We start from the raw sequence: 12215 nt of genomic DNA on the forward strand, positions 1-12215 counted from the left end.
GATAACAAAACTAACTAAAATAATTTAAGAAGAGGTCACATATACTTTTAAGAGATTATACATAATTGGAAGGATGAATGGAGTTATTGAAAAGGCATTACTCTTTATAATTTTATTAAGACTTGCATCTGGTAGCATTGAAATTACTGCAGCCATGTTTATGCTAAAGTTTAACGACTTAGAAAAAGCATTCTATATTAATTCAATGCTTGCACTAGTAGGGCCTTGCATTCTGATTGTTACGACAGGTATAGGTTTAATGGGATTAGCGGATAAAATATCTATGACTCGAATCGTATGCCTATTCGCAGGTATTTTATTAATACTGTTTAGTGTAAATTCAAAATGAGTTTATCAAATTATAAGCTAAAAAAACTAGCACAAGTTCCTTCTCAATAGTGAGAATGGAAGTTGGTGCTAATTTTTTTGAGGATTTATTAAACAGAGGTGTGGCACACAATAAAACCGATAACTTGAAGTCATTATCGGTTTTATTTTTATATTTAACAATATTTTAAGCGGGCTTTTTATCCTTTTTTTCGATTTCACTAACTTTAACCAGTTTAAATGCAAGAAACGTGAGTATAATTCCAAGAACACCACAGCCTATATAAAAAGGATTGATATAGTTTTTCATGACTAATGATAGGATTGGTGGTCCTGCTGCTACTCCTAAAAAACGAGCAGAGCTGTAAAAAGAAGAGATGGTTCCTCGTTCTTCTTTTTTTATGTTTTCAGTAATAATTGCATCTAACACAGGAAGGATGGCACCAATTGCGATTCCAAGAATGCTGGAAACAGCGATCAATAAAAAGATGCTGTCTTTTACAAAGCCTATAAATACAACGCTTGCTGAGGCCGCGATGAGTGTAATAATCATTAGACGTTTAATTGTTTTCAATTGTCCCTTTATTTTTCTGCCCGTAATAAAAGATGCAATACATAAGAATAATAAAGGAATGGCTAATACAAACCCTTTTTTTACTCCTTTAATATCATGAATCTTCTCCAATATTTCAGATAGATAAAATAGAACCCCGAAAAGAACGAACATCGCATATATTCCATTTAAAAATACCGAGGTTAACCACTTACCTTCAGCTTTAAATGTTTCCTTGACCTTCTTTAAGAATTCCTTAAGTTTATCTGGTTCTTCGTTATCTCCTTTAGGAACTTTAACGAAAAATAATATGAGTATGAAGGCGATGGCGCTAAAAATAGAGATAGAGAAAAATGGGAAGAACCATAGTACAGCAGCAATAGCTGAACCTAAGATAGGGCTTAATACTTTACCAAAAGTATTTGATGTCTCAATCAAACCTAAGGTGGAGCTTGTCTTCTCTGGATCATCTTTAAACAAATCACCTACTAGAGGCAAGACAATCGGCATAGCACCGGCAGCACCCATACCTTGCAAAACCCTACCAATAATGATCATCATGTAAGGACTGTCCATTTTCCAGGAAGCCATTCCAGCTATAAGACCACCGATCAATGCTAAAAGTAAGCAAGGCAATATAATTTTCTTTCTCCCAAATCGATCAGATAAATAGCCAGCGACTGGAATAAGGATGATGGCAGCAATTGAGTAGCTAGTTATAATCATACTTGATTGAAAAGAACTAATATCTACCTTTTTCTCTAGAATTGGAAGCACGGGAATAAGCATGGAGTTCCCAAGTGTCATCACTAATGGAATCGAAGCTATACTAATAATAGTCATCTTGCTTACGTTAAGATTTTCATCTTTCTTCCCCAACCTACACACCTCAATTTTTATAGAATAAAGGTATGTTCTCCTGAAGGGATTTTTTTATGCATATGTTTATAAGAAATGATTTCTCGTTAAAAATTAAAATATAGAATAGTAAGCCTGAATTCCGAAGTAAATACCAAAACCTATCATGGAAATAGAAGAGATGATGGACACAGTTTTTAAAAGAGGCGTAGATAATAATTTTCTAGAACCACTAGAAATAGTAGCCATCGTCAGATCGACAAGTGTAATTCCTAATAATATTGTAATACTATACAAAATAACCTCAATCCCTGATAAAGAGCCGCTTGCTCCTCCAACAAGTATGGAACCATAAATACCAAGCCAAAATAAAATAGTTAAAGGATTCAATAGAGCCATAAGTAACCCAGATAGAAAGGAATGTCTTAACCGTACGACCTTGCGATATTTCGCATCCATAGAAATATTATTTACCGTTAACAAGTTTTCAATCCCTGTGTACATGAGGACAAAAAATCCAAAAGACCAAAGAAACGTTTTCATCATTGGATTGTCAATAAACTGTCCGACACCAAAGTACACCATTAACATGTAGAGAATATCAGTTGCTATTGCTCCTAAACCAAAAAACCAAGCATGAAAAAAACCGTTTTTTATGCCAGTGTTCAGTAAGGTCGCCTTTACAGGGCCGATTGGTGCAGCCAAAGATATACCTAATATAAAATAAGTGGTTAGTGAATTCAAATAGAGCCCTCCGTTTAATGTCTTGTCTATGTATATTATTCATAGAAAAGGATATCTAGGACTAGTTTTATAGAGTATTTTTATCGACGTTTGAAAGTGTGAGAGAAGGGAAGGAAATGGAAGAAAGCTATTATATATGATATATCTACTATCCTTCATGTTTCTGAATAGTCAAATAATATCATGGTATTTTCATTGAAGTTTTAAAAGGGATATGCTATTATACAAGTAATACGAATCCTGATGTGTTCGCGAAACGCCAATCAGTTTTGACCGAACAATTATATCGTCGGGAGTCTGACTTTTATTGTTAATGACATGCCCTCTAGTTAGGGACTTCAAAGACAGTGAAGAGGACACCCACCTGCTCTGTGCGGGTTCAAAACGATAAGCACTATTAGTCGGCACGATTGGGATTCGTCTATTTAAAAAAGTCCCCTGTATTTGCAGGGGACTTTTTTAGTGGAATGAATAATAAATACATTTGCTCTTACAATACTCGTTTATATTTTCATAATTTAAAGCATCTAGATGTCTTTATTCTTATAAAAATAAGCTTTGCATCATAAATCAACCCTACCCTTTAACATAGCCTAAAAATAAACTGTAAATTAGAGTTATTCTAATCCAATTTAGCATTTCCTAACGCTATAAAATTAGTGAATTTAGTAAATACTTTATCTGTGTACCATAGTACACTCCATCGTTTATAATAAATTTTCGAGGGTAAAATATTAATAGAATAGTACCCGACTGGAGCTAATGTGATAATATTTGAGTAGTGAAAAGATAAAACCAACTAATCTTATATAAATGGAGTGTTTTTTATGTTACATCAATTTTCTAGAAATGAACTTGCGATAGGAAGAGAAGGAGTAGAGCTGTTAAAGAATACAACAGTAGCTATTTTGGGTGTAGGAGGCGTTGGGTCATTTGCCGCGGAAGCATGCGCTCGAAGTGGTGTGGGTAGAATTATTTTAGTAGATAAGGACAATGTGGATATAACAAATATTAATCGTCAATTAGTAGCTTACATGTCTACTGTAGGACGATCAAAGTCTGAGGTAATGAAAGAAAGAATCGCAGACATTAATCCAGATTGTGAAGTAATTGATATGCATATGTTCTATACCGAAGAAACGTATGAACAGTTTTTTGATATGAAAATTGATTATGTTATAGATGCATCGGATACAATAATATATAAAATTCATTTGATGAAAGAATGTTTAAAGCGTGGCATTAAAATAATTTCTAGTATGGGAGCTGCCAACAAAACAGATCCAACTAGATTTAAAATTGTTGATATTTCTAAGACACATACCGATCCACTTGCTAAAGTAATCCGTACAAAGTTACGTAAGGAAGATCGGATCACTAAAGGAATTCCAGTTGTATTTTCAGATGAAAGTCCCATTGTAGTAAGAGAAGACGTAGTAGAAACAGTTGGAAAGCCAGATGCTGCTATCCGTAAAGCTAAGATGCCACCATCCTCTAATGCATTTGTGCCCTCTGTCGTTGGCTTAATTTGTGCTAGTTGGGTAATAAATGACATTACAAAAAATATTACAATTAATAGAGTGCAGTAAATAGGTTGCAGTTTTTTTTACATCACTTATACTAAAACTAATCACATTTCAAACGAGGTGGAATCTAAAATGACTGAAACAAAAAATCAGGAAGAGCCAAAGAAAAAAATGACTCTTCAAGAAGCTGTGAAACAAAAGCTAGAAGAAAAGAAAAACCAAGCAGGCGGCAGTAACTTAAAAGGAACTGGTCCAGCAGCTAACCAAAAAATGAAAAGTCAACAAACTAAAAAGGTAAGCAATACACGCAGAAAAATGGGTGTATAATCCTTATAAGTAAAGCAAAACGCTACCGATGTTTTTCGGTAGCGTTTTAAATTTTTATGACTCGTATTCTTTTGACTTTATTTTTCCTTCTTAAAGTTCTCCAACCGATTATAAATGGCTGCCAATCGCTTTTCTTCTCCAGCATCTATCGGCTCATAAAATCTTGTACCTACTAAATTATCTGGAAGATAGGTTTGTTTCACCCAACCGCCGAACGTTCCTATTTTATGATCATGAGGATATACATAGCCCCCATGCCCAAGTTCCTTCGCACCAGCGTAATGAGTATCCTTTAAGTGACTTGGAATATCCCCAGTTTTACCTGCATGGATACTGCTAATCGCCTTATCTAGTGCTACATATGCAGAGTTGGATTTCTCGGATAAGCACATTAAAACTACTGCATTAGCGAGGGGAATACGCGCTTCTGGAAGCCCTAGTCTCTCTGCTGATTGAATTGCTGCTAATACTTGTGGTCCTACTGCAGGATTGGCAAGTCCAATATCCTCATAGCTCATTACCAAAAGTCTTCTACTGACAGCTACCAAATCCCCATTTTCTAAAAGGTGCGCAAGATAATATAAAGCTGCGTCCGTATCACTACCTCTCACTGATTTTTGAAGGGCTGATAATAAGTTATAAAAGTGAGAGCCCTTTTTATCTCCAAATACACCTACGCGATCAATAAGGCTATCCAGCGTAGAATCCTCTACTACGGTAATACCATCTTCTTCAAAGCTTGCAAAAATAGTTGATTCTAATAGAGTCAAAGCCTTACGAGCATCACCATTCGAGGCATCTGCAATCTTTAATCGTTGTTCTTCTGTTATTTTAATAGGGGTTTTACCGAGACCTTTAACGCTATCCTCTAAAGCTCTTTTTAGAAGAACGTCTACATCCTCCGTAGTAAGCCGATTCAACTGTTTAATCTCTCCACAACGGGAGCGGATCGCTGGATTGACATCATGGAAAGGATTTTCCGTTGTTGCACCGATCAGAATGATAGAACCATTTTCAACATGTGGCAAAAGAGTATCTTGCTGTAGTTTGTTGAATCGATGAATTTCGTCTAAAAATAATATAATCTTTCCACTGATTCTTGCGTCGGCCACAACATCCTCCACGTCTTTCTTCCCAGCCTTAGTTGCATTTAAGGCTACAAAAGGGAGCTTGGTTGTTCCAGCTATGGCAAAAGCCAAAGAGGTTTTGCCTACACCTGGATCTCCGTACAGTAGCATGGATGGAACATGCCCATTGATAATCATTTTATATAATGCTGTATTCTTCCCAATTACATGTTGCTGGCCTGCAATTTCATCTATTGTTTGAGGTCTCATTCGATAGGCTAGTGGTTCATTTTGCAAAATGGATCTCTCCTTTTTCTATGTATTTATCTAGATTATTTCTATTTGTGGTTCAGGCTAAGCCTAAGCGGTGATAAAACCAACTATTGTAAGAGAAAAGTTATTTTGACTTTAGATTCTATTTGGCTTCCCCTAGTTTTTATTATTTTAACTCAGCCATTTAAGAAACAAAGGATCTTTAGTACTTTAAAACGTACATTTGTTCCTTTATTATATATAAGATGGGACTAAAAGTCATTTTGAAGTCGTTAGCACTATGAGTTATGCTATACTAGGGAAAGAATTTTTTATACCCTGATGAATCTAACATTAAACGCAAAAATTATACTTAAGAATGATTAAATAAGTAATTTGTTAAATTAAAATGAGGTGAAAACGTTGAAATTTTCAACAAAGGGTCGGTATGGACTTACTATCATGGTAGCTTTAGGAAAACAGTATGGAGAAGGTCCACATGCTTTACGACAAATTGCTACGGAGCACTCCTTATCTGAAGCTTACTTAGAACAAATTGTATCACCCTTACGTAATGCTGGCTTAGTAAAAAGTGTTAGAGGAGCATATGGCGGTTATATGCTGTCTAAAGCACCAAATGAGATAACTGCTGGCGACGTTATTCGTGTATTAGAGGGTCCAATTCAAATTGTAGAAGGTATAGATGAGGAAGCAGCGCCACAGCGCGAGCTTTGGTTAAGAATTCGTGATGCAGTTAAAAATGTGCTTGATACGACAACGATTGAAGATTTGTCCAAATACACTGAAGAAAACCCTGATTTGGAAGGGTACATGTTTTATATATAAGGAGTTAAGAGTTCATTATGAATAGAATATATTTAGATCATGCTGCAACAACACCTATGGCAGAGCAAGTTGTTCATACTTTAGTAGAAGAGATGAATAATGTTTATGGCAATGCATCAAGTATCCATCAAACAGGAAGAATTGCTCGAAAAAAATTAGATGATGCTCGTAGAATATTAGCTCAATCAATTGGAGCACAAGAAATTGAAATAACTATAACAAGTGGTGGGACAGAAGCAGACAACTACGCATTATTTGGTACTGCCTATGCCCGTAAAGCTATAGGTAAACATATTATTACGACACAGATTGAGCATCATGCAATCTTGCATGCATGTCAGCAGCTTGAAAAAGAAGGCTTTGAAATAACATACTTACCGGTTGATGAAACAGGCTTAATCAGTATAGATGACTTGAAAAACGCTTTAAGACAAGATACTATTTTAGTTTCCATTATGTTTGCCAATAACGAGGTAGGAACGATTCAACCTATAAAAGAAATTGGCAACCTATTAAAGGATCATCAAGCATATTTCCACACAGATGCAGTACAAGCATACGGAAGTGTTTCAATTGATGTAAAAGAGACCTATATCGATTTGCTGAGTGTCTCCAGCCATAAAATTAACGGACCAAAAGGGATTGGTTTTCTATATCAAAATAAGGATATTTACCTTAAACCATTATTGTATGGTGGTCAACAGGAGCGCAAAAAACGTGCAGGTACAGAAAATGTTCCGGCAATTGTTGCCTTTGCAAAAGCAGTGGAAATTAAGCAGCAAAACATTGAAAAAAGCAACGAGCATTATCGAACGTTAAGAGATACATTTGTTGAGCAATTACAAACAAATGGAGTAGAGTTTAAAATAAATGGCTCACTAGAAAATTTACTACCTCATGTAGTAAATGTAAGTATCCCCAAAACAGATGTGGAGACTTTTCTCGTACAGTTAGATTTAGCTGGGATTGATGCGTCAAGCGGTTCTGCTTGTACCGCTGGCTCCATTGACCCTTCGCACGTCCTAGTAGCGATGTATGGTGAAAAAACACCTGAACTGAGAAATTCAGTGCGATTCAGTTTTGGATTAAACAATACAAAAGAAGAAGCAATAGAAGCGGCCAATAAAATAAGTAAAATTATTCTTGGATAACTGAAAAGAGTGAGTTAAATGATGAAGAAAAAAGAAGATACAAGAGTAGTAGTAGGTATGTCTGGAGGAGTTGATTCCTCCGTAGCTGCTTATCTGCTAAAAGAGCAAGGTTACGATGTAATCGGTATATTTATGAAAAACTGGGATGACACCGACGAAAACGGTGTATGTACAGCAACAGAGGATTACGAAGATGTTATAAAGGTTTGTAATCAAATTGGTATCCCTTATTATGCCGTTAACTTTGAAAAACAGTATTGGGATAAAGTATTTTCTTACTTTTTAGAAGAATACAAGGCGGGCAGAACGCCAAACCCTGATGTAATGTGTAACAAGGAAATTAAATTTAAAGCATTTTTAGAGTATGCATTGGCACTTGGAGCTGATTATCTTGCAACAGGACATTATGCACAAGTAGAAGTTAAAGAAGGCCAAACGAGAATGCTGCGTGGCAAGGACAACAACAAAGACCAAACCTATTTCTTAAATCAGCTTAACCAAGAGCAATTAGAAAAGGTTATGTTTCCAATCGGTCATTTAGAGAAGAAAAAAGTCCGTGAGATAGCATTAGAACAAGGTCTAGCAACTGCAACTAAGAAAGACTCTACTGGTATTTGCTTTATAGGTGAAAGAAACTTTAAAGAATTTTTAAGTCAGTACTTACCAGCTAAGCAAGGTACTATGGAAACAATGGACGGTCAAGTAATGGGTAAACATGATGGCTTAATGTATTACACAATTGGTCAACGCCATGGTTTAGGTATTGGTGGAGCTGGAGACCCTTGGTTTGTTATCGGAAAAGACCTAGCAAGAAATGTTTTATTAGTCGGTCAGAATATTAATAATGACGCCTTGTTCTCTACGAGTCTTACAGCTACTGATTTATCATTTACAACTACGCTAGACAAACCATCTTCCTTTACGTGTACAGCGAAATTCCGCTATCGTCAGGAAGATGTTGGAGTTCACGTAGAGCTACTGTCTGAAAATCGTGTTCGTGTAGTATTTGATCAGCCAGTTCGCGCTATCACTCCAGGACAAGCAGTTGTTTTCTATCAAGGAGATGAGTGTCTTGGTGGAGCGACGATAGACGAGGTTTTTAAAGATGGACTTAAATTGGATTACGTTGGTTAATGGAGGTATTGGATTTGAATTACAATGAACTAGGGATACAAGCAATACAAGAAGAAAATTATGAAAAAGCAGCAGAATGGTTTAACAAAGCAATTGAAGAAAACCCAGAAGAATCAATCGGTTTTATCAACTTTGGAAACCTACTAGCTTCTATGAATGAAAATGAACGTGCAGAACGCTTTTTTCAAAAGGCAATCACATTAGACGAAAAAGCTGCAACAGCCTTTTATAGCCTAGCTAATTTGTATTATAATACAGAGCGCTTTGAAGAAGCAGCAAAGCTTTATGAAAAAGCAATTACAAATGGTATTGAAGGTCCAGATGCTTATTTCATGCTAGGAAAAAGCTTTCAGAAGATTGATCAAACGAAGCTTGCACTTCCATATCTTCAAAGAGCTTACGAATTAGACGAGACACAAGATATTCAGATTAAATTAACGTATGGTATCGCTCTGGCAAGCCTTGAAATGTTCGAGGTGGCAGAACCAATTTTTAAGAAAATATTAGAGCTAGACCCAGAAAACGCGGATGCCCATTACAACATGGGAGTTTTATATGCAGTGTCTACATCTGACACAGAAAGCGCTCTTAAACATTTAAAAGCAGCTTTTACAATACAACCAAACTATGATCAAGCTAGATATGTATACGATATGATTTCACTACGCAATTAGGAAGTTAGGAGACGATTGAAATGACAAATGAAATAAATAACGAAAAACAATTTATATCAGGTCGACCAATCGTCTCTATCTTTCATAATCCACAAAATCTATTCTCCATTATTAAACTAAAGATAAAATCCACTAATACTACATACACAGATAAAGAAATAATTGTTACAGGTTATTTCCCCCAGTTAGTTTTAGAAGAAGCGTATAAATTTACAGGTGTTATTAAAAATCACCCAAAGTATGGGATACAGTTTCAAGTCGAAACGTTCCAAAAGGAGGTCCCAGCAACAGAGACAGGGATTGTTCATTATCTATCTAGTGATATGTTTCCTGGTATAGGTAGGAAGACTGCCGAGCTGATTGTTAAGAAACTCGGAGAAAATGCTATTAATCGAATTTTGGATGACCCAGCATCATTAGACATTATCCCAAAGCTAGGAGAAGATAAAAAACAAACTATTAGAGCCACATTAGAACAAAATTTAGGATTAGAAAAAGTGATGATTCAGTTAAACGAGTGGGGTTTTGGTCCCCAAGTTGCCATGAAAATCTATCAGGCATATAGAGAAGAAACAATTGCTAAGTTAACAGAAAACCCATATCGTTTAATAGAAGATGTAGAGGGGGTTGGTTTTGTACGTGCCGACGAGTTAGGTTATAAGCTCGGGATAAAAGGAAATCATCCGGATCGTATAAAAGCAGCGATATACCATTTACTTCAAACTTCTTCACTTAGTGAGGGTCATGTCTTTCAATATGCTGAGCAGCTTTTAGAAGACGTTAAAAGAATGCTTGAAAATGCACAAAGAGAAGAAATCTCTTACGAGTCAATAACACAATGTTGTATAGAGCTAGCTGAGGAAAGTAGGATTGTTGGTGAGGTAAATAAATTTTATATCCCATCTCTATACTTTTCAGAGGTAGGAATCAGCTCCAAGGTAGAAACTTTACTAATGGATAAAGATATTCACCAATTTCCTTTAAAAGAAATTAAGAAGCATTTAGGTCCTTTAGAAAAGCGTCTTGGCGTTAAATATGCCAATACACAAATCAAGGCTATTGAAACAGCTCTTAATTCGAATATTACCTTATTAACGGGAGGACCTGGGACGGGAAAAACAACCGTTGTACGAGGAATTGTAGAACTTTACTCTGAACTGCACGGGCTGACCTTAGATCCAAAGGAATGGGCGAAGGAGCAAAAGCCCTTTCCAATTGTTCTGGCTGCACCTACCGGTAGAGCAGCTAAGCGATTAAGTGAATCTACAGAGCTGCCTGCAATGACCATTCATAGATTACTTGGCTTTAATGGACAAGAGGACACCGATACAGAAGGTAAAGAAATTGAAGGAAGACTAGTTATTATTGATGAGACCTCTATGCTAGATACTTGGCTAGGTCATCAGCTTTTAAAAGCTATCCCTAAGGATGCTCAGGTTATTTTTGTTGGTGACCAAGACCAGCTCCCGCCTGTTGGTCCAGGTCAGGTATTAAAGGACTTACTGGCATCTAAAAGAATTCCAACAGTAGAACTGGTTGATATTTATCGACAATCAGAGGGATCCTCCATTATAGAATTAGCACATGAAATGAAACAAGGAAGTGTACCTGCTACACTTACCGCTAAAACAAAAGATCGATCCTTTATCAAGGCAACGACTGAACAAATCCCTAAAGTAGTAGAACAAGTGTTAAAGGCGGCATTGTCTAAAGGTCAATCCATTCGAGAGATACAAGTGCTAGCTCCTATGTATAGAGGGCCTGCTGGAATAGATGCGTTAAATAAAATGATTCAAGAGATGGTCAATCCGAATACCGATGGAACACGTAAGGAAATGACCTTTGGAGATACAATTTATCGAATAGGCGATAAAGTACTTCAACTAGTAAATCAACCGGAAAGTAACGTTTTTAATGGTGACATGGGGGAAGTTGTTGCTATTTTTAGAGCCAATGAAACGGTTGAGAAGAAAGAGATGCTTGTTGTCTCTTTTGATGGCAATGAAGTTACGTATGAAAAGAATGACTTAAATCAAATTACTCTAGCGTATTGTTGCTCCGTTCATAAATCACAGGGTAGTGAGTTCCAAACAGTCATTATGCCTGTTACGAGAAGCTATATGAAAATGCTTAGACGTAACTTGCTCTACACTGGAATTACTCGTGCTAAAAATTTCTTAATTCTTTGTGGAGATCCAGAGGTATTTAAATTTGGCGTTGAACGAACAGATGACTTGCAGCGTTTAACTACATTAAAAGAACGTTTAGCAGATGAAGTAAAAGAAGAAATAGAGACAAAATCTACATCATCTGTATCTACAGAAAAAAGTAGTACTGAAGTGACGTTGTCTGTTGAGGCGGATGAAGTGGACTCAACATATTTGTCAGCAGATAATTATCATTTAATCGATCCTCTTATAGGTATGAAGGGTATTACCCCATATGAGTTCTTAGATACCGATTGACATAGTACAAATTGTTAATTATAATCAAAATTGCATATAAAACATGATGACGGAGAAAGTACTGTTGTTACCTGAAGAGAGAAGGATTCCTTTGGCTGAAAGAATCCCCAGCGTATAACAATTAGGAAAGCTACTCCTGAGTGCAGCTAATACCTGCCGTAAATCTGCGTTAAGGATTCTTAAGAGACATAATAAGGTTGTATTTTATTATGTAACTAGGGTGGTACCGCGAAATAATAGCTTTCGTCCCTTTTTGGGATGAAGGCTTTTTTTATTTTATTTTGCATAGCG

Annotated in this window: 11 protein-coding genes, 1 other RNA gene and 1 other annotated feature; of the genes, 9 read left to right on the plus strand and 3 right to left on the minus strand. The window is 36.2% G+C overall.

Features of this window, described 5'->3' with window-relative positions; genetic code table 11:
• The first annotated feature begins 73 nt into the window (after positions 1-73).
• Positions 74-349 carry a YqhV family protein gene (locus Q0371_RS08725; protein ID WP_298470362.1) on the plus strand — a complete coding sequence of 92 codons (276 nt, stop codon included), beginning with the start codon at positions 74-76 and terminating at the stop codon, positions 347-349.
• 165 nt (positions 350-514) lie between these two features.
• Here Q0371_RS08725 and Q0371_RS08730 read toward each other — a convergent pair whose 3' ends face one another.
• The gene (locus tag Q0371_RS08730) at positions 515-1723 is read right to left on the minus strand and encodes an MFS transporter (RefSeq protein ID WP_298470434.1); all 1209 of its coding nucleotides are present in this window, start codon (positions 1721-1723) and stop codon (positions 515-517) included.
• Between the two features lie 129 nt (positions 1724-1852).
• Positions 1853-2482 (minus strand): LysE family transporter, encoded by a 630-nt coding sequence (locus Q0371_RS08735; RefSeq protein WP_298470364.1) that lies wholly within the window; start codon positions 2480-2482, stop codon positions 1853-1855.
• A 234-nt stretch (positions 2483-2716) separates the two neighbouring features.
• Here Q0371_RS08735 and ssrS point away from each other — a divergent pair.
• The 3 genes from ssrS to Q0371_RS08750 all read left to right on the plus strand — a co-directional run bounded on the left by ssrS (position 2717) and on the right by Q0371_RS08750 (position 4335).
• Positions 2717-2903, plus strand: a non-coding RNA gene (gene ssrS / locus Q0371_RS08740) — 6S RNA.
• 406 nt (positions 2904-3309) lie between these two features.
• The gene (locus Q0371_RS08745) at positions 3310-4071 is read left to right on the plus strand and encodes a tRNA threonylcarbamoyladenosine dehydratase (protein WP_298470366.1); all 762 of its coding nucleotides are present in this window, start codon (positions 3310-3312) and stop codon (positions 4069-4071) included.
• A 69-nt stretch (positions 4072-4140) separates the two neighbouring features.
• Positions 4141-4335, plus strand: a complete 195-nt coding sequence (locus Q0371_RS08750; protein ID WP_298470367.1) for a hypothetical protein — start codon at positions 4141-4143, stop codon at positions 4333-4335.
• A 77-nt stretch (positions 4336-4412) separates the two neighbouring features.
• Here Q0371_RS08750 and Q0371_RS08755 read toward each other — a convergent pair whose 3' ends face one another.
• Entirely contained in the window at positions 4413-5699 is a 1287-nt protein-coding gene (locus tag Q0371_RS08755) for a replication-associated recombination protein A (RefSeq protein WP_298470369.1), read from the minus strand.
• Positions 5700-6077: 378 nt separating this feature from the next.
• Here Q0371_RS08755 and Q0371_RS08760 point away from each other — a divergent pair, with 378 nt between their 5' ends.
• From Q0371_RS08760 to Q0371_RS08780, 5 genes are read left to right on the plus strand one after another with little or no spacing between them, the layout of a single operon-like run.
• Positions 6078-6500, plus strand: a complete 423-nt coding sequence (locus Q0371_RS08760) for an Rrf2 family transcriptional regulator (protein WP_169358018.1) — start codon at positions 6078-6080, stop codon at positions 6498-6500.
• Positions 6501-6517: 17 nt separating this feature from the next.
• On the plus strand, positions 6518-7651 hold the full coding sequence (locus Q0371_RS08765; protein WP_298470372.1) for a cysteine desulfurase family protein: 1134 nt from the start codon (positions 6518-6520) through the stop codon (positions 7649-7651).
• An 18-nt stretch (positions 7652-7669) separates the two neighbouring features.
• Positions 7670-8785 carry a tRNA 2-thiouridine(34) synthase MnmA gene (gene mnmA, locus Q0371_RS08770; protein ID WP_298470374.1) on the plus strand — a complete coding sequence of 372 codons (1116 nt, stop codon included), beginning with the start codon at positions 7670-7672 and terminating at the stop codon, positions 8783-8785.
• A 14-nt stretch (positions 8786-8799) separates the two neighbouring features.
• Positions 8800-9459, plus strand: a complete 660-nt coding sequence (locus Q0371_RS08775) for a tetratricopeptide repeat protein (protein WP_298470376.1) — start codon at positions 8800-8802, stop codon at positions 9457-9459.
• Between the two features lie 20 nt (positions 9460-9479).
• A complete protein-coding gene (locus Q0371_RS08780) occupies positions 9480-11924 on the plus strand; it encodes an ATP-dependent RecD-like DNA helicase (RefSeq protein ID WP_298470378.1) in 2445 nt (814 codons plus the stop codon).
• A gap of 37 nt (positions 11925-11961) precedes the next feature.
• Positions 11962-12178, plus strand: a binding site (T-box leader).
• The last annotated feature ends 37 nt before the right edge of the window (positions 12179-12215 follow it).

Source organism: uncultured Psychrobacillus sp. (assembly GCF_938022135.1).
Taxonomy (GTDB): domain Bacteria; phylum Bacillota; class Bacilli; order Bacillales_A; family Planococcaceae; genus Psychrobacillus.